Source organism: Thalassotalea fonticola, assembly GCF_032911225.1.
Lineage (GTDB): Bacteria > Pseudomonadota > Gammaproteobacteria > Enterobacterales > Alteromonadaceae > Thalassotalea_A > Thalassotalea_A fonticola.
Map to the genome: position 1 here is coordinate 2756900 of NZ_CP136600.1, position 20696 is coordinate 2777595.

Annotated in this window: 12 protein-coding genes; 1 reads left to right on the forward strand and 11 read right to left on the reverse strand. The window is 39.6% G+C overall.

The features are described 5' to 3' along the window. Positions 1-26: 26 nt before the first annotated feature. The 5 genes from mrcB to RI844_RS11195 form a co-directional block, all read right to left on the reverse strand. Complete coding sequence (mrcB, locus tag RI844_RS11175) at positions 27-2375, reverse strand: penicillin-binding protein 1B (RefSeq protein WP_348394758.1); 2349 nt, start codon at positions 2373-2375, stop codon at positions 27-29. Between the two features lie 23 nt (positions 2376-2398). Continuing rightward, entirely contained in the window at positions 2399-4963 is a 2565-nt protein-coding gene (gene hrpB / locus RI844_RS11180) for an ATP-dependent helicase HrpB (protein WP_348394759.1), read from the reverse strand. Positions 4964-5030: 67 nt separating this feature from the next. Continuing rightward, complete coding sequence (locus RI844_RS11185) at positions 5031-8153, reverse strand: efflux RND transporter permease subunit (protein ID WP_348394760.1); 3123 nt, start codon at positions 8151-8153, stop codon at positions 5031-5033. Then, positions 8153-9415, reverse strand: a complete 1263-nt coding sequence (locus tag RI844_RS11190) for an efflux RND transporter periplasmic adaptor subunit (protein ID WP_348394761.1) — start codon at positions 9413-9415, stop codon at positions 8153-8155. The genes RI844_RS11185 and RI844_RS11190 overlap by 1 nt, the downstream gene beginning before the upstream one ends. After that, a complete protein-coding gene (locus RI844_RS11195; RefSeq protein WP_348394762.1) occupies positions 9415-10839 on the reverse strand; it encodes a TolC family protein in 1425 nt (474 codons plus the stop codon). The genes RI844_RS11190 and RI844_RS11195 overlap by 1 nt, the downstream gene beginning before the upstream one ends. A 173-nt stretch (positions 10840-11012) precedes the next feature. Here RI844_RS11195 and RI844_RS11200 point away from each other — a divergent pair, with 173 nt between their 5' ends. Beyond that, positions 11013-12515, forward strand: a complete 1503-nt coding sequence (locus RI844_RS11200; protein WP_348394763.1) for a YHYH protein — start codon at positions 11013-11015, stop codon at positions 12513-12515. A gap of 17 nt (positions 12516-12532) precedes the next feature. Here the strand turns inward: RI844_RS11200 and cobA are convergent, their stop codons facing one another. The 6 genes from cobA to bshA all read right to left on the reverse strand — a co-directional run bounded on the left by cobA (position 12533) and on the right by bshA (position 20673). Next, positions 12533-13408 carry a uroporphyrinogen-III C-methyltransferase gene (gene cobA / locus RI844_RS11205; RefSeq protein ID WP_348394764.1) on the reverse strand — a complete coding sequence of 292 codons (876 nt, stop codon included), beginning with the start codon at positions 13406-13408 and terminating at the stop codon, positions 12533-12535. Between the two features lie 44 nt (positions 13409-13452). Beyond that, entirely contained in the window at positions 13453-13797 is a 345-nt protein-coding gene (nirD, locus tag RI844_RS11210; RefSeq protein WP_348394765.1) for a nitrite reductase small subunit NirD, read from the reverse strand. Between the two features lie 23 nt (positions 13798-13820). After that, on the reverse strand, positions 13821-16388 hold the full coding sequence (nirB, locus tag RI844_RS11215) for a nitrite reductase large subunit NirB (protein WP_348394766.1): 2568 nt from the start codon (positions 16386-16388) through the stop codon (positions 13821-13823). 219 nt (positions 16389-16607) lie between these two features. Next, entirely contained in the window at positions 16608-17159 is a 552-nt protein-coding gene (locus tag RI844_RS11220; protein WP_348394767.1) for a hypothetical protein, read from the reverse strand. A gap of 158 nt (positions 17160-17317) precedes the next feature. Beyond that, positions 17318-19504: a cation:dicarboxylate symporter family transporter gene (locus RI844_RS11225; protein WP_348394768.1), complete on the reverse strand. Its 2187-nt coding sequence runs from the start codon at positions 19502-19504 to the stop codon at positions 17318-17320. A gap of 8 nt (positions 19505-19512) precedes the next feature. Next, positions 19513-20673, reverse strand: a complete 1161-nt coding sequence (bshA, locus tag RI844_RS11230) for an N-acetyl-alpha-D-glucosaminyl L-malate synthase BshA (protein WP_348394769.1) — start codon at positions 20671-20673, stop codon at positions 19513-19515. Positions 20674-20696: the final 23 nt, after the last annotated feature.

The following is a 20696-nucleotide window of genomic DNA, read 5'->3' on the forward strand; positions in this document are numbered from 1 at the left end:
TACAAAAATTTCAGTCTAATACCTTGTTACTCACTATCTGTTCCAAATAGTTTTTCTAACCAACTTGGTGGGTCTTTACGTTGTTCAAGGCACTGATCTGAATAGAATATACCATCACTTATTGCTGGAAAGTCTGCAACATTAGCACAGTCGCCAATAACCGCATTGCCCGTTGCCAATTCGAAGGTGGCAAACTCTACTCCATCAGGCACCAGGTCAAAGCGACTATTACTACCCTGCTTTTTCAGGTAATTGGCAAAAACAGTTAACGCACCGCTACTACCGGTTAAACCTGTTGGTAAATTATCGTCTCGACCAATCCAAGTTGTAACAACACTTTCACGATCATAGCCAACAAACCATGAATCACGTGAATCATTACTGGTGCCGGTTTTGCCGGCCAGAATTTGCTCAGGAAATCGCCATGCCAAAGACTTAGCGGTTCCTTCTTGTGCAACTTTAGCTAAGGCAAAATCAATTAAATAAGCGCCTTGTAGCGACAATCTGGCATCAACAACATTTGCTTTGCTCCACAGAACATCGCCTTGTGATGATACGACTTTTATTATGGCAAAAGATTTGTTGTATAAGCCACCATTGGCAATGGTGTTGTACCATTGGTTCACTTCCAAAGCCGACATATTAATCGCGCCCAATAACATACTTGGTACTTTCGGCACTTTACCTTTAAAGCCCAGTTCTGCAAGGGTTAAGGCTACCTTGTCAACACCAACTTTTAAGCCTAAGTTTACCGTTGGTACATTTAAAGACTTTACTAAGCCGTCAAGTAGCGGTACTTGTCCCCTGAACTTACCATCATAGTTTTTTGGCTGCCAAAGCTTGCCTTTTGAGCTTTTTAAAGAGATCGGTTCATCTTTTAGTGGTGAGGCTAAATTGTATCGTTCGAATTGCTCAAGCGCAGTTAAATAAACTACCGGTTTAATTAATGAGCCAATGGGCCGTTTGGCATCTAATGCACGGTTAAAACCTGAATATTTTACTTCTTTACCACCGACAACAGCTTGAATTTCGCCAGTGCGAATATCACTCACTAACACTGCCGCTTCAAGTTTATCGTTCGCTTGGAATTTTTCTAAAGCTGCTAGTTGTTCTATCAGTGCCTGTTCAGCGTGAGTTTGCCTGTGCAAGTCAAAACCGGTAAATATGCGAATACCCGATTGCATCGCGCTATTAGCCCCCATGCTCTTTAATTCACGGCGAACCAACTGCATATACCCTGGATAAGTTTGTTTGGCAAAGCGGCGATCTGGGCGAATATTTAGCGGTGTTGCCAATGCTTTCTTGTACTGAGCAGTATCAATGGTGTGGTTTTCAAACATTACCCGTAAGACTAAATCTCTACGCTCTGTAGCTCTTTTAGGTTTGCGCCACGGATCATAAAACGAAGGGCCTTTTATTTGTGCTACCAACAAGGCAACTTCAGAGTTATTCAATTGTTTCAGCGGTTTACCAAAATAAAATTGTGATGCCAAGCCAACGCCGTGAATTCCGTTGGCATAATGCTGGCCTAAATATACTTCATTTAAGTAAGCTTCTAAAATTTGATCTTTTGAATATCGTATTTCCAAAATGATAGACATAATGGCTTCATTCACTTTTCGCCATAAGGTTTTATGACGAGTTAAATACATATTTTTAGCAAGCTGCTGGGTTAAGGTACTGCCACCTTGCACCGTTTCACCGGCTAATATATTTTTCCAGAAAGCCCGTAAAATTCCGCTTGGCGATACTCCATGGTGATGATAAAAATCCTTATCTTCAATAAGTAATAATGTGTCAATTACTTGCTCTGGAATTTGCTCTAAAGGAATAACAACCCTATCTTCGCCTTCTGCCGATAAAATACGGTCAATTAGGATCGGTTCAAGTTTAACTTGATGAACTTGTTGTTTGTCTTGGATTAGGCGAAAGACTTCACCACTTTTTTTCTCAATAGTAATCAATGATGCGGGCTCTAAGCCTGAGTCAAAATCGAATTCACGTCTATAAACAATCAGTCTGGTAGATTTTCGAGTGTACTCACCGGGTGCGTTAACAACAGAAACACGCTTATAATTAAGCTGCTTCAACTCGGCTTCAAGGAAATCAAAATTAACTTTTTGATCATTAAATAGGGTTGGAACTCGACCAAATACTTGAGCAGGAACCTGCCAGCGTTGGCCTTCAAAGGTTTGTCTAACTTTACCGTCTAAGTAAATACTGTATAAACCTATACTGGCAATAAATATTAACGATAACTTTATTGCAGTAATGGCACACCAATGAGCAAAGCCTTTACTTTGGGCTTTATTTTTTTTAACTTTGCCTTTGGTAAAGCCTTTTTCTTTCTTCTTTATTATTTTTCTAGCTGCCATTATCCGTATGTGTTCTTAATGCTTTAGTTATTATTATTTAAATGTTTTTTTAACTTTGTTGTTGCCTGTGCGTTTGCCGGATCGTCGGGCCAAAAGTGTTTTGGATAATTGGCCTTCATATCCTTTTGTACCTCTTTATAGCTGCCCTGCCAAAATCTCGCTAAGTCTTGCGTGACCTGTATTGGCCTTTTAGCCGGAGAAAGTAGCTCTAAAAGTACTGCAACTTGCCCGTTAGCAACATAAGGAGAACTACTTAAACCATACACTTGTTGCATGGGTAAAGCCAATTTTGGCTGTGGTTGTTCACTGTATTGATAAATAAACTCTCGACCAACCGGGCTAATGTAGGTTTTCGGCGCCCAAAGTTTTACTAATTTCTGCTGGTCAAAGTCTAAGGCGTTATTGATAATTTCGCTAAAATTAAGCTTGAGTAATGCGCTTAATTTTTTCACATCATATAAATAAGGACCAAGCCAAGCTTCAAGTTCAGCTAACAGGCCATCTTCGGAAAACTCTGGTAAGTGTAAATCAGGATAAAAGTCATTCAACCAACGCACACGATTAATGAAGTTTTGCGTATTGTTATCAAATTTTAATATAGCCAAGCCCTTTTGACGAATAAAGTTACACCATAATGCAGTTAATGTTTCGCTATTAATAACGGCAGTACTCATTTCTGTTTTTAACACCAGTTTAAATAAACGAGTTTGCTGTTCACTGGTTATTTTTTGTTGTTTTTCGTTGTAATTTAATACATCAATGGTGGTAATGTGCTCGGCAAAATACTGATAAATGTCGGCCTCATTAACTGGTGATGCCAAAGTGATTTGTAACCTTTGTTGGTAGCTATGTAAATTAGCACACACTAAATATGGTTCGCCGTTTAATTTATCATTATTCGATAACTCAGCCCCCTTACCATTTGCGCATAAATAACTTCCTGTTACTTTGCGGGCTATCGATATGCGTTCAGGGTAAGCAAAGGCAAGCAATAAACCACAATATTCTATCGGCCAGTCATTATCATTCAAGCTCATCGCAAATTTTTGTGCGCTAATATTATTCAGTTTTTTAGTAAGATTTTTAGCTTGGGTAATAATGCGATGTTCAATGCCGGTAGCTTTTGCTTTATTACTATTGGCAAGCTGGAATAATCGACTTCTAATGTCGCAATTGTCGAATGCTCGCTCACGGTTAAAAATATCTCGTTCTTCTAACTGCGCTGCTAAAAGGCAAGCTAGTGATAAACAATGCAACGCTTGCGGGTCATTTTCAACCACATCCAGCGCTTTAATTAGCATGTGGGCAAATCTTGGATGACAAGGAAAATTAGCGACAAGTTTACCATGCTCAGTTAAGCGGTTATTGCCATCAACAACATCCAATGCTTGCAGGGTTTGCCAATTTTGTAGTTCTCGTGAATTAACCGGCAGCTCTAGAAAGTTAAGTTGCTTAAACTTACTCACTCCCCAATTTGCCACATCTATGGTTAACGGCAATAAATCGGCTTGACTGATCTCACTAACCGCATGGTCAACACGGCGTTGAAAATCATCATTGGCATACAAGCGCACACATTTACCGGCTTGCACTCGGCCTGCTCTACCGGCGCGCTGAATGGCAGATGCTTTACTTATTTTTTGCATGCTTAAGTCATTAATTAAGCTGTCAGTATTAAAGCGAGCAACCTTTTCATAACCACTATCAATCACCATAGAAATACCGTCTATGGTTAATGATGTTTCGGCAATATTGGTTGCCAATACAACCTTTCGTCGGCCCGAGACTGCAGGGTTTATCGCTTGCTGCTGTTGCTTAATATCTAAATCACCATATAAGGCAAACAAATCAACATCACTAGGTATTTGCTCAATAAGGGCATTATAAATAAAGCGGATGTCAGCAGTGCCTGGCAAAAACACTAAAATAGAGCCAGCTTCATTAAAGGCATGTTGACGGATCACACTTATTGCATGTTGGCGCCAATTACGCTCAATGTTTGGTGCTTGATAGCTGATTTCAATGGGAAAACTTCGACCTTCACAGCCTAATACTTTTGCATCTGGCAAAAATTTAGTCAGGTATTCGTTGTCTAAGGTGGCCGACATTAATAACAGCTGTAAGTCTTCACGAAAACCTTGCTGAATATCAAGTGCTAAAGCAAATGCTAAGTCGGCATGAATAGAGCGTTCATGAAATTCATCAAATATAATTAAACCAATATCGCTGAGTTCATTATCGTTTTGGATAAGGCGAGTTAATATACCTTCAGTCACCACTTCTAAACGCGTTTTACGAGATACTTTCGTGTCGTTACGCATGCGGTAACCCACTGTTTCACCGACTTTTTCACCAAGTTGTTGGGCCAAGCGATTGGCGACTGATTTTGCCGCTATACGCCGCGGTTGCAGCATAATAATTTTGTGTTGTTTAAATAAATCAGACTCTAATAACCATAACGGTAACTGGGTTGATTTACCGGCACCTGGTGGGGCCGATAATATTATTGCAGGGAAAGATTCTAATGCCGTTAAAATAGGTGACTTTACGGTTTGAATGGGTAATGCATTAGCTTGTGCTGAATTCATAAAAGACTAATTAGTAAGTGTTATGCACTTACAATTTTTTGTTGAATTGAAATTGTTAATTAGCCCTTTATAGCACAGGTTTTGTCTCTAAATCAGTACAATTTTTTAAATCTGTCGCTATCACTGATTCAATTTCATCTCTGTTAAACACTATATACAATGAAGGCAATACCAATAAACACACTAAGGTGGTAAATAAAATACCAAAACCAAGGGATACCGCCATAGGAACAACAAATTGTGCTTGTCGTGACGTTTCAAAAACCATCGGTGCTAAACCACCAAAAGTTGTTAATGTAGTTAATATGATCGGCCTAAACCGGCGCTGACAAGCAAGAATAATTGCTTGCAAAGAATTAACGCCCTGAGCCGTTTTCTTGTTGGCGTACTCCACTAAAATCAAACTGTCATTCACGACAACACCAGCAAGTGCCAGCATGCCCATTAAACTGACCACGCTCAAACTTAACCCTAGGAACATATGCCCTAATATCGCCCCTATCGCGCCAAAAGGAATAACCGCCATAATAAGTAATGGCTGGGCATAACTCTTAAACGCAATAGCCAGTAAAATATAAATTGCCGCTAATGCAAAACCAGTACCTAACTCTAAACTCGATACGCTTTCAGCAATTTGTTCTTGGTCACCACCAAAATGAACAGTTAAGCCTGGGTAGCGTCCTTCTAACTCGGTAACTAAGTGAGTTTTAACTGCTTGCGTAACTGCCGGTATTGCCTCTTCAGGTAAAACTTCTGCGCCCACGGTTTCTATGCGTTGGCCTTTTCGTCGATTTATTCGTGAAGGTGCCAGTACTTTATTGATGGTAGCGACACTACCTAAAGGAGCGTACCCCCCCCCCTTGGTTTGTATAAGTAAACTTTCAATGTCATTAGCAACCTCACGCTCTGCTCTAGGCAAGCGTACCAAGGTAGTAACTTCATTTCGTAAACGGTGCTGCCTTTGCGCTTTAGCACCATATAATGAAGCGCGCATTTGTGCGCCTAAATCTGCTGCATCTAATCCTAATGAACGGCCATTTTCATTTAATTTTAATTTCCATTCAGGTTTACCTTCTTCCATTGAGTTTACTGTAGCAACAACATTGTCGATGCCTTCTAAAAATGACGCAGCATCCTGTGATGCAGCAAGTAACACGTCGGCATCGCTATGGCGTAATTCAATAGTTACCGAAGTTGGTGCTACAGCACTACTGCCACGACGTGCGCCGCTAAAGCGTAGCTTGCCTTGTTTAGTGAGTTCAGTAGAGCTTGCTCGCCACCACATGCGAACCTGTTCAGTACTGACTTCTCGCTCTTCACTTTCCACTAACAGTAAGCTCACTTCCACGCCTGTGTCGGTGATCATACTGCGAGTACTCACTAAAATGTCTTCAGCATTATTTTCTTGCAGCATTTTTTGGCTGCTTTGCTCTAAAATGTCCCTTAGTTTTATTGCTTGTTCAAGCGGCTCACTTTCAGATATTTCAAAATTTGCTTTAACCCAACGACCATCCATTTTAGGATACAAACCAAAGCCCATTTTACCGCTAAACGCATAAGCGATAACCAAGACAAAAGATAAAATCGCAATGGCTAAGGTTAAACTTGGCCAGGCTAAACACTTCTTCAATAGCGGCGTGTAATAATGAGTGATCAGGCATTGTAAGCCCTTATCGCATTGCTTTTGGAGTGCTTTAAATTTGGCGGTAATTACATTAGGCTTCTTGTCCTTTATATTGGCAAGATGTGACGGCAATATGAATAACGCTTCAACCCAAGAAACAATAAAACAAAGCACGACCACTACCGGTATTGCGCCAAACAGTAATTTCATAAAGCCAGGTAATAATAACAAGGGTAAGAAAGCAACAATATTGGTTAAAATAGCAAAGGTTAGCGGTTTAGCGACTTCTTTTGCCCCCAGAATGGCAGCATCGGAATAAGACATTCCTTCTTCCATGTGGGCATATATGTTTTCACCGGCAATAATGGCGTCATCAACCACAATGCCCAGCGCAATAATAAACCCAAACATCGACACCATGTTGATAGAAACATCAAAACTTGGCATTAATAATATAGCGCCTAAAAAGGCACTTGGAATACCTGCAACCACCCAAAACGCCAGTCTAAATTCTAAAAATAAGCTCATTAAAATGAGTACAAGCAATAAGCCCATAAACGCATTATTAAGTAATAAGCCTAAGCGCTTTTGATAATTTGTCGCATCGTCATCAACAATTGAAAGGCCGGCATTAGGTGGTAACATTGCCTCAAGTTCAGGCCACATGCCCTTTACTGAGTCAGCAATATCGCTAGGGCTTTGATCGCCCACTCGGTATATATTTAATCGCGCGGATAACTGCTTATCATACGTTACCAAATAACGCTCATCGGCAAAACCTTCGCTTACATTGGCGATATCACCAAGTAATAACTGATCGCCCTGCTCTGATGATAACAACGGCATTTTTGCTAGTTCGTCAGCCCAATAAGTGCGTTCATCAATAGATAATATAATATCACCATTATCGGCTTTGATTTTTCCAGCAGATTGCTCAATTACGCCGCGTTTAATTTTCGCTGATACTTGCGTTAAACTTAAATTAAAGGCTTGTAGCGTACTTTGTGGTATTTCTACATGTATCTCTTCGCGGGGAATACCACTTATATTTACTTGTGAAATATAAGGGGATTGTAAAATACGATCGCGTATTTGTTCAGCAACCCTTTTAACGCTAAATTTATCCAGATCGGCATGGACTACTATTTCCATAACATCAATCACCCGTTTGCCTAAGTTAACTCTAGGCTTCTCCATGCCCGATGGAAATGAAGAAATACGATTTACTGCTTGTAGGGCGTCTTGATAAACTTGTTGTGCATTAGCGCCAGCTTCAAGTTCTCCCCTAATTTTAACCCAGCCAGGAAAAATAGTGGTTCTAATACTTCTGATCCCTGATAAGCTATCTAGAGAGTCTTCAATGGGCACTGCGATTGAATTTTCCATTTCACTTGGTGCGGCCCCGTGGTAGGCAACCGTAACTGATATACTATCAAGCGTTGTTTCCGGCATATATTCTTTGCGAATAACCACCGACATGACAAGGCCACCTAGCAATAAAGCGATCATTAATAAATTAGGCGCGATGCCATGGCGGATCATCCATGTCATGGGATTAAAGCCCATTATAATTTACCTCTTTCAAGGCGTTTTCGCTGTTTTTTGTCAGTTAATTCATCTGTATCTATGGGTATGTGCTTTACTTTTCGAGGATTATTTATATTGATTGGCCTAACTGATAACCCTTCACTGGCAATACCCGGTTTTTCGGTTAATGCCCTATCACCTTTAAGGAAATCTGCTTTTATATAGATAGACTCACGTCCTTTAAATAGCACATCAACGAACCGTTTTTGCAGAGTGTTCTCTTTATCAACGACCCAAATCGAATCATCAGCTTGCAGCCAATTACTGTTAATAACCCAAGCATCATTTATTGCTTTACCTTGTAATTCAATACTTAAAAAATCATTGATGAATATTGGCGGATTACTAACATCAACTTTATTGGCTGCATTTAATGACAATGGGTTATCAATAGCCAATAGCACTTTCACTTGCCTGTCTCGAGTATCCAATTCGGGTAACACTGACACAAATTTAGCGCTGCGGCTTACGTCTTCTCCCCAAAGTTTTGGTTGAGTTAAAATAGCATCTTTACCACTATCAAATAGTCCAAGGAAGGTACGAGGGATCTTTACTTCAACCCAAAAGGTATCAACATTTACAACTTTAAATAAATTACTATTTTGTCCAACTCTGCTGCCTCGCCCTACCGACTTGCTTACTATCTTACCCTTGAACGGCATAACTATATGAGTGCGCTGCAAAGCGATTTCTGCTTTTTCAACGTTTGCTTTCGCGATATCTAATTTTGCTTGTGCCATTAATAATTGCGGTTCACGCAAAACGAGTTTGGTTTCTATGCTGTTTTGGTCAATGCCTTCTAATAATGCTAATTCTTCTTTAGCCAGTATTTGATCACCTTGCTCTAATTCTAAACTCGCCTGAGCTTGTACCAGTTGGCTTTGCTGAGCGCGTAAAGCTAATGCATAATCAGTGTTATCCACTTTTGCTAACATCTCACCTCGTTCTAAAAGAGCACCCGGTCTGGCGATAGGGTTAATACCGGCAATTTTTCCTGAAACTTCAGCTAATACATTTACGGTTTCATTGGCTTTTACCAGGCCTGAAGAGTTCCACTTAGGAATAACGGAACCTTTGGTTAAATTAACCACTCGTACTATTCTTTGTCTTTTTTTATCTGACTGTTTCCATTTTGGTTTTTCCATTTGTCCAGAATCTAAAAGAAAAAGCGCCAAAGGAACACTGATAATTACCAGAAATAACGGTATCGACTTTTTTAGTAGTGTGGGAAATTTATTCATTAGGTATTTTCATCGATTATTGTTTTAGCAGAAAAATTTGTTTCTTTGTCTCCATCGCTGTCTTGAGTAAAGTTGCCATGACTTAATTCACGATATAAAGAAATACGATTATTGATTAAACTAAACTGCGCATCTACCACTTGTCGCTCTAGGTTTAAACTAGTTTCTTGGGCTTTTAGTAAGTTTAAATAGTTAGATTTACCGTTTAAGTACTTCATCGAAATAACTCGTTCAGTTTTTTTCGCTAAGTCCATTTGAATAGCAATATTGTCAGCCACTTTGGCTAATTGCTGTTCAGTAATTAATGATTGCTCAACCTCAAAAATCGCATCAAACCAGGTTTGCTTATATTCTGCAAAAGACGCCTCTAGTTGATACTCTTGCTGCTCAACCTTTGCTTTGGTCGCGCCGGCATCAAAAATTGGCATGGCTAAAGATGAAATTAATGAACCGCTCCAGTCATCAAACAAATCTTTTATGTTGTTTTTATTTGTTGAGTAGTTTGCTCTTAGTGACAACCTAGGAAAGCGCTCTGTTGCTGCGGCAGCTAAACTGGCATTAGATGCTTGTAAGCTGGCATAGGCTTGTTGAATATCAGGCCTAAATTGCAAGGTATTTAATGGCACACCCAATTTCGGTAAATCTGGCACTTGCGGTAGAGAGGCTTTATTTAATTGTGGCAGGTTAGCGCTTTTAACGCCCACCCATAATGCTATTTGCTTACTGTATATTGCTAAGCGAGCATCATTGACTGCTTGTTGGGCAACAATAGATTCTAACAATCGCTGTTGCTGCCAAATATCGGTAACCGAGTTTTTTCCTAGAGCAAAGCGACGATTAATTACTTTTAACGCTGATTCTGTTCGCTTATATTGGTCGTTGAAAAGGCGCTGTTTATCGACCTGAGCTAACCAGCCAAACCAAGCCGTACTAATTGCGCCTGCTACGGTATTTGCCCTAGCCTTATATAATGCTTTTCTCGCCTCTAAATCCCAACTTGATTTTTGCTCAAGCGCCTCGATTCGTCCCCATATATCAAATTCCCAATTGGAGGTGAAGCCGATAAAAGCAGTATCAGCACCGTCGAGGTTTTCAATATCAGTATTCGTACCCGCTGATAAATTTAGATTAGGGTATTTATTAGACTGCGCCAAACCAAGGCTAGCCCGAGCACGATTAACACTCGCTAATGAGGCTCGTAAAGATTGGTTTTGTAACAAGCCTAAGCTGATAAGTTCATTGAGCTTGTCATCTTCGAATACAAGCCACCACATAGCAGGTTGAGTAAGACTGCCTTGTGCAGAGAATGACTCATCCAAGTCAGGGGTTAAATTAAGTTTCTTAGTTTGCACGCTACAGGATTGAACAATTATGAGCACCGCAAAGTAGCCAAGATACTTAAGCAGTATTTTACTTATTTTCATAATACTTTGATGGCAAACCTTTGTAGAAACCTATAACAACAGTCAATGTTATAGCACGTAACAATTTGTCATTCATATACTTTACAAAAGATTTACGTTGTAGCTAATTCACTTTTAACATTAATTATGTAAGCTTTAATAATAAAATCTATGTCGATTAAAGATAGCTTTAAATGAGCCATGAACATACTATGATAAAAAATGAAATTTCCTTTGTTATTAAACTGTTAGTCGTCTTCATGGTTACTTTTTCAATAGTTTCATGCGGCGGAAGCAATAGTTCCAACGCTGAAGAGACGACTCCAGCTCCTATTCCAGACACAACTCCTGAGCCTGAGCCTGAGCCTGAGCCTGAGCCTAGCAATTATACTGACAACCCTGATTTGAATGAGACAACTGCAGGTATGTTGAATGCCGTACTCACCAATAGAAACCCTGATTGTAGAGCATACGCCAGCGATCAAAATGACGGTGATTACAGCTCTTCAGGGATGACAGATAAGTCTAATGCAGCCGATAGCGCCCCCTACTTTCCGGGTACTAATACCAAGAGTAAAGTTTACATTGATTTGGTTATCGTTAGTGGTGATTATATTCAAGATCCTGATAACCCTTATATCGCTGGTGGTTGGAATTATGAAAACGTAACCCCAACACAAGATCCTGAATTAGCTACTCATTGTCGGATGATTCATAACATGATCCCTAACCATGATTTTGGCTGGGGCGTTGGTGCACCAAACCAAATCAATGTGTGGGTAACCGAGATCGATCATGACGATATGCAAATCACTTACTTGCCTGTTAAACCAAAATTTTCTGAGCCGTTAGTCGCTGACGATACGGATAGAAATCCCACCAACTTTATGGATTACGACGGTATTTTACTTAACGGTATCGGCATAGCAATGGACTCTGGCTTTTGTTACAACCCAGCTCATCCAAGAGTTAATCCTGCTGGTAATGCAACCGGTTGTGGACCTGGTTCGGTTTGGTTTGAAATTCCAGCTTACACATTGCAAGAGCCCGAAGCCGAAAATATGGCCGCCATTTTTGATGATTATTATGGCCACGGCTTTGAAGGTACGTATCATTATCATGCCATGACTCACCCGCTACAAGACGATGAAGAGCATCAACATTCACCTTCTCCACAAGGTTCGCCTTTAATTGGCTACGCCAAAGATGGCTTTCCAATTTATGGACAATGGTTTGTTGATCAAGCTGGCGATTTAGTCAAAGCACAATCTGGCTATGCTCTTAAAAATTGGGGCTTAAACCCAGATATTAATGGCTTTGGTCAATCTCGTGTGCCCTATACCGATACGGCTCCCTTTAAAGAGCACGGCACACCGCCAACGCCATGGGATGTGATCAACAGACCTGATGAATTTGATTTCAGCTTCACCAATGAGCCCTTTGGTGTACCGTTAGGGCGATATATCGATGACTGGGAATTTGATCAAGGTAATACTGGAAATTTAGATGAGTGTAATGGTGCAACTGACATCAACGGAGTTTATGGCTACTACATTACTGACACTTACCCTTACGGACCAATTTGTACTTTTGGAGTTCATGAACCTTCGTTTGGTAAAGTCCCACCGTTAAGATGGAACGACGAACTTAACGAACAAATTGTCGATGAAAATGGCGAACTCATTAACGGCCATTAAAGTGACGGTGTATTCTTCTAGCTTTGTGTCTGTAGCTCAACGGCACTTAACATCGGATCTGAAATAACTTGGCGTTTATTAACTACTTCACCAACAATTATTAACGCTGGACCTTTAAAGTCATAAAATTTCATATCATTGGCGATATTAGTTAAATCGCTACAACAAACTTGCTGTTCAGCCAATGTACCTTGGTCAACAATAGCAATAGGCATGGTTTCACGCATGCCATACTTAATTAACCGTTGGCTAATTTGCGCCACTTTATTTAAGCCCATATAAAACACTAAGGTATCTTTTTCATTGGCAATATTTTGCCAATTGGCTTCGGCTTCAGTGTCTTTTAAAGAAGCCGTTACAAACCTTACTGATTGTGCACAATCACGATGAGTCAATGGAATGCCTGAGTAAGCAGCACAGCCACTAGCTGCAGTTATTCCGGGAATTATTGCAAACGGAATTTGATGTTTGGTCAGAATTTCGGTCTCTTCGGCTAAACGACCAAAAATGCTTGGGTCGCCGCCTTTTAGTCGAATAACGGTTTTTCCGGCTTGGGCATGACCTAACATTGTTTGGCATATTTCGTCCTGATGCATACTGTGTTTACCACACTTTTTACCGACAAACTCAACTTTAGCTTGTTTAGGAAAGTACTGATACATATCTGGATTTACTAACCAGTCAACCATAATAACGTCGGCTGATTGTAAAATACGATGTGCTTTCATCGTAAGTAATTCAGGATCGCCACAGCCACCACCTATAAGATAAACCTGGCCATGGCGATTGGCTTTTTCAACGTCAGTATTATGAGTTACATTATTATTGCCCAAGCTCATTTTTATTAAACGAGTAAAGCTGTAAAATGGGTTTAATATACTTGAACTACTCATAACTACTCTCCTAAATTAACTACTATGGCGATAAATTTTAAGCGTTAAACCAATACTTGCACTTGCTCTTGCTCAATACGAGTAACGTAGCTAGTGACAGATAATGATTCATCGTCTAAACATTGACCGCTACTTAATGAAAATCGTTCTTTATATAACGGTGAAGCAACAAATACTTCACCATTATCATCTCCGATAAGACCACGATAAAGTACGTTAGCTTTACCGGCAGGATCCCAGTTACTGATAGTGAATACATTTTCGTCATCAATAAAGAAAATCGCTACTTGTTGTTCATTATCTAGTAGTGCACATACACCAGAATATTTTACTAAATCATCTTTGTGGCAAAGTGTTTGCCAGTTTGAGCTATTATTTAATGCAGTCATTTTATTTTCCTATTTCCTTAACACTAAGCCGGTTCTACTGTCGCAATTTCAACAGTTTCAATTAGTAAGCCTTTGGCCGCTTTTTCGGTAAGTGTTGCTGGGCGAATTTGTTCACGCTCGCTAACAAATTGAATATTTACATCTTGCTTGTCTGAGTTAACAAATTGACGGAAACGTTTTAGTTTTTCCGGGCTTTCAACGGTTGTTTTCCACTCACATTGATAGGTTGCAACAACAGCATCCATTTGACGCTCAAGTTCATCGTTTATACCTAAATGATCATCCTTAACCACTTTTTGCATGTACTCTAAGCCGCCTTCTAAACTTTCCAACCATACTGAAGTACGTTGTAATCTATCAGCCATGCGAACATAGAACATTAAGTAACGATCGATGTATTTAATTAACGTCGCATCGTCTAAATCGGTGGCAAATAAGTCGCCGTGGCGAGGTTTCATACCGCCGTTACCACTTACGTATAAGTTCCAGCCATTTTCAGTGGCGATTACACCAATATCTTTACTTTGTGCTTCAGCACACTCTCGGGTACAACCGGAAACAGCGAATTTAATTTTGTGTGGCGAACGCAAGCCTTTATAGCGTTCTTCTAAGTAAATGGCCATCGACATGCTGTCTTGAACGCCATAACGACACCAAGTGCTACCAACACAAGATTTCACTGTACGCAGTGATTTACCATAAGCATGACCAGTTTCCATACCTGCATCGATTAAGCGTTTCCAAATAGCCGGTAACTGCTCAACTCGGGCACCAAATAAATCAATACGTTGGCCACCGGTTACTTTGGTATACAGGTTATATTCTTTCGCTACTTCACCAATAACAATCAGTTTATCAGGGGTAACTTCTCCGCCGGGCATCCGAGGTACAACAGAATAAGTACCATCTTTTTGCATGTTACCCAGGTAAGTATCGTTAGTATCTTGTAGGTGCAAGTGATCGTCTTGCAGGATGTAGTCGTTATAAACAGATGCTAAAATTGATGCCACTGCTGGCTTACAAATTTCACAGCCCATACCTTTACCGTGCTTACTGATTAAGGTATCGAAATTTCTAATTTTTTCGGCTTTAATGATGTGGAACAGTTCTGTTCTGCTATAGACAAAGTGGCTACAGATATCTTTTTTAACTTCTAAGCCGCGTTTTGCAAACTCGTTCTCAGCAACGTTTTTAAGCAGCGCTGAACAACCACCACAACCAGTAGTCGCTTTGGTCACACTTTTAATCGCACCAACATCGGTAGCACCAGCATCCACTGCAGCGACTATGTCACCTTTGGTTACATTCAAACATGAACAAATGGTGGCTGTATCAGGTAATGAATCAACACCTAGCGTTGGTTTTTCACCACCATTACTTGGTAAAATTAATGCATCAGGGTTTTCCGGTAACTCAATACCGTTAAGTGCATATTGTAATAACGAATCATATTCGCTGGTGTCCCCTACAAGTACTGCGCCTAATAGAGTTTTCCCGTCTTGGCTTACCACCATTTTTTTATAAACGTTATCACGCTCATTCTGGTAAGTGTAAGATTGTGCGCCCGGTGTACGTGCATGAGCATCGCCAATTGAGCCAACCTCAACGCCCATAAGCTTTAATTTGGTACTCATATCTGCGCCAGTAAATGATTCATCACCACCCGTGATATGGCTTGCTGCAACTTTTGCCATGGTATAGCCAGGAGCAACTAAACCAAATATAAAGTTATTCCAAAGTGCACATTCACCTATGGCATAGATATCATCATCTGACGTTTGACACTGGTTATTCACCACTATGCCACCGCGCTCACCTACGGTTAAATTAAATTCTCGAGCTAAATTGTCATACGGACGAATACCAGCTGAAAACAAAATCAAATCAGTTTCAAGATGAGAGCCATCGGCAAATTCCATTTTATGAACACTGGTTTCACCGTCAACAATCACATTAGTGGCTTTTTCGGTATGTACGGTAACACCAAGTTCTTCAATCATTTTACGCAGTTGTTGACCACCTGCTTGATCAAGCTGTACGCCCATTAACTGCGGCGCAAACTCAACCACATGCGTTTCTAAACCTAGCTCTTTTAACGCATTAGCGGCTTCTAAACCAAGTAAACCGCCACCAACAACGACACCGCTTTTGCCTGCATTTGCAGAGGCTTGGATAGCATCTAAATCATCAATGGTACGGTATACCAAACAGTGTTCTCGGTCTTTACCAGGAATAGGTGGAACAAATGGATATGAACCAGTAGCTAATACAAGTTTGTCATAGCTAAATGATTCGCCCTGCTCGGTAATAACGATTTTTTTGCTTTTATCAATAGTGGTTACTTTCGCATCTAAATAAAAGTTAACGCCAAGTTGTTGATAAGTTTCCGGTGTGGTTAGTGCTAAATCGTCAGCGGTCTTGCCAGAAAAGTACTCAGATAAGTGAACTCGGTCGTAAGCTAAACGAGACTCAGCACACAAGACCGTGATGTTGTAATTTGAATTTTGACTAAGCTGTTCAACAAAGTGGTGGCCCACCATGCCATTTCCGACAACGACAATGTTTTGTTTGCTTTGAGTACCTGAGCTCATAAGAGATTTCCTAGTTCATTAATATATCGCTGTATTGCGACACCGGTTAAATAACCGAGATATAAACTAGATAGAGCAAGCACAGTGCCAAAAATTAAATAGCTAGTAATTACAATGAGTTATATTTATTCATCGAAAATAAATATTTCTTTTGCCCTAGGTTGAACAGCAAAGCGCACTAAACAAGTGCGCTGCAAAGACCTAGGATTGTATAGGGTATTAATTATTTTTTGGTTTCATCAGCCATAAGGAAGCACGCGAGTAAATAAAATGAACGATGTGATATATCAAAGCGGATACAACGCCAACGACTAAGGCAAATACTGTAGGCAGCACAGCGCCAAATACAAATGACATACTAAGAATAACGCCTAGTGCACACTCTTCTTTATAAAGTTTAAAAAATAACGATAAAACCAAAATTCCAGGAAGCAGTATTGAAGTTATTTCACTGTTACCGTAGGCAAAACTTGCCGAAAATATTCCGCCGTAAATTAGCGCGCCAATAAATCCTACGATAATCGCTCTTGGGTAATTCGGCTCATTATTATTAATAATGCGCTGATGAATTCGTCCCAGAGCAAACCAAGCAAGAACTGGTAATAATACCCCTCCCCACCAGTTTGAAATTTCCGGCATATCAGCTCGTTGCAACAGATGATGACTTGGTACGCCACCGTTGAAGTATTGGCCAACAAGCAGCGCCCAAATTGTAATCGTGACGAAGCCGGTAAAATACCAACGGATCTGTGAAAGTTGTTGTTCGTTCATATAAACACCTTGTAAAATTTATTTAACCAATTCACATAAAGCAATTAACATACCAATAACAAAAGCCCAGCAATCAAGGGATTGCTGGGCTTGATAAAATGTACTCTGGTATTTTTCGCCAAAAAGTGATGAATTAAACTATTTACCTTCATCAATGGCTAATTGTTTTCATTGCCTGATTCTGGCTCTACCCAATTAAGAACGTCTTTAATAATTGACCAGCGTGGGGTTTTAGGGACAGCATTTTCGCCTAAAATCCAATAACCATATAATTTTTCAATATGTCCCGACGATTCTTGAATGGTTAACCAACTGTTCAAAAAGGTTTGTAATGAAATATTGTCTTGAGCAACGGCATAAGACATAGGGAAAGATTTAATGTCATCGCGGTTATATATCGCAACGTATTCAGGGTATAAAATAGTCCAAGCTTGCCCGGCTTCTAAACTAATGATTAAACCATCCCACTTATCGCTTTTATCATCAAAAAATTCCTTATCAGATTCTATTCTTTGTATTTCAACGTTTGGATACTTTTTGATCAGCTGAGATGATATTGAATATTCCCCTACCGACGCTAATGTGATCTTTTCAGCTGTTTTTAAATAATCACTATTTAAAAACTCATCCGCACGATGATCTTTCACCACGATAGAATAATGCAGTGTGAGGGCAGGATTGGTGAAGTTTAACATTTGAATGCGTTTTGTGGTCATCTGTAGCCCAGAAATGGCAATATCAAATTGGCCTCTGTTTAGTGCTTTCACGGCATTAACATCATCATAAGGGATAAATACCAATTTAACATTTAATTCTGAGGCAAGTTTTTTCATCATTTCAATATCAAAGCCCACCAACTCTTGGTTTGCATTAAAATATGAAAAAGGCACTTGTCTGGGGTTATAGCCGACATTTAAATAGCCATTTTTCTTTATATCTGTAATCGATCTTGGCGATATAGTTGGCGCTAAGTCATCCCAAAGATAGGTTTTAACTTCTTCAGGCAATTCGTTTGCGGTTTCCATTTTTGTAACAACTTCATCCATAACATATTCAGTGTCGACGAAACTGTTTAACAACACATTAGTCAACGAGAAGATAGCCACAAAAACAACAGGCGTTAATGCGCTGTACACCACCAAACGCTTCATACTTATTTTAGCTATGCCAGCCAGCATAGCTGTACCACCAACAGCTAGAATGAAAATATTCATTGCCGCCAAAAGGGATGTAAAGCGACTGGTAAACAGACTGGATACCATAAACAATTGAAATAAGTCAGACGACAGCTCTAATGAATCCAATAACATAGGTATGGTTAAATACACACTGCCAAACAAGCTAATAAGACCATTAACAGCCATTGGTAAATAGGTTATAAAATCAAGCTCTTTACCAGAAAACCAAGCTGCGAATAGGACAAATACGATAGTTAATAATTTACCCAGATTTGGAAAACTAAACACCACAGGAATAATGATATTTGCATAATTATCAGTATTTTCATCACCTAAATTATATTTGTGAAACAGCTCTTTGGTGCGTTCGATTAATAACGGTAAAATGATAAATATATTACCTGCAGCAAATGCAGTGATCATCGCATCTTTGGCAATACCGGTAATATCGCGATAGGAAAATGGGGTTATCGCAGCTAATATTGCCGGTAAAACCCAGTAAGTTAAGATCACTGTCATTACAATATGAGCAACAAAATACACCTGCAGCTTTTGAAACTCAGCTAAATCCATTGTTCCTGCAGTAGCTGCTGTCATCGCAAAAATGCCAATTGGCATCATTTTCACTATATATTGAGTGACTTTATTAAACGCTGCTCCTAATAACTCCATAGGTTTCATTAATGACTCTTTCTCATCTACAGAAATAAGCGCTATACCTGTAGCTACACAGAACACAACGATGGCCGGTATATAACTGTTTGATAACGAATAGAAAGGATTTGCCGGTATGTATAAATCAAGTAAATCAACAGCTTCAGGATCAGTTAATGCGGTTAAACTGAAGAACGAACCCGATTGCCATTCAGGAAACGTAAATTTTATTAAATACATCACCAATAGACCGAGGATCCAGATAACAAGCATTAATTTTCCGACTTTTACACCTAAAGAGCGTGCTTGTTCATAGGATAAGTTACCTAGACTGGAGACTAGAGAAACGATTATGTAAGGAATAATTGTCATTTGTAATAACTTAATAAAAGCATCACCAATGATCCCCATCCAAGCGAGCATTTCACCAAAAAACAAACCAAATACAATTCCTAAAGCAAAGGAAAGTAGTACCATGGTCGACATGCTCATTTTATTTTTTTTATCAAACATACTTTTTCCTATTGTTGTTGTATTTTATGCAATCCAACTAATTTCGGTTTATGTTTTATCAAGGCATGTTCATAACATTGGACGTATTCGGCTATTTTGTCTGCCCAACAAAAATTCTGCTCTGCTCGTTTACGGCCATAAGCGCCCATTCTTTGTTGTAACTGTTCATCGCCTAAAATATCGATTATATTTTTCGACATAGCAAGAATATCGTTTGGTTCAGACATAAAGCCACTTTTTCCTTGCTCTACGACTTCAGGGATACCATCAGCATTGCTAGTGACCGTAGGAACGCCACATGCCATTGCTTCTAAAGCCACCATGCTAAATGACTCGTGGTAACTCGGTTGAAATACGCAATCAGCATTAGGAATAATATTTTCTACATGCATAACATCGCCTAAAAACGTTACTTTTTCTGCAATCCCCAATTGTTGGCAAAGTAATTTTATTTTCCTTAAATCCGGACCATTTCCGAGCAACACCAGACGTGCATTCACCTTAGCTTGCACCATATGAAAGGCCTCAATTACTGCTTCAGTATTTTTTACTGGGCGAAAGTTTGATATATGCATTAATATTTTTTCATCATCACTGGCTAACATGCGTCTACGTTCTACGCTGGCATGTTTTGGCGAAAAAACGTCAAGGTCGATAAAATTGTAAATTACCCCTATTGATTTACTAATATCGAATTGCTCTTTGGTGTATTGCCGCTGAAAATTTGACACAGTGGTTACCACTGTGCTCCTGTTAATACTAAAACGATTCAACGGATAAAGTGGCTTATTTTGACCAACAACGGTGACATCAGTGCCATGAATAGTCGTTACAGTTGGGAATTTATTGGTCGTTATTTCTGAGGCTAAATATGCACATAACGAATGCGGTATTGAGTAATGCGCATGGACTAAATCTAACTTATAACGGTCTGCCACTTCGACAATTTTAGCCGTTAGGGCAAAGGTATAAAGAGGATCATCGAACAAAGGGTAATCTATCCCTTCTACACAGTGAAAAAATATGCCTTCTTCATCGACCAATTTGAACGGCCTAGTATGGGAAATAAAATGCACTTCATGCCCTAATCGCGCTAATCCAATACCGAGTTGAGTAGCAATCAAACCTGAACCACCTATAGTTGGATGACAAACGATACCTATACGCATAATAAATAATTCCTTAAATTGTT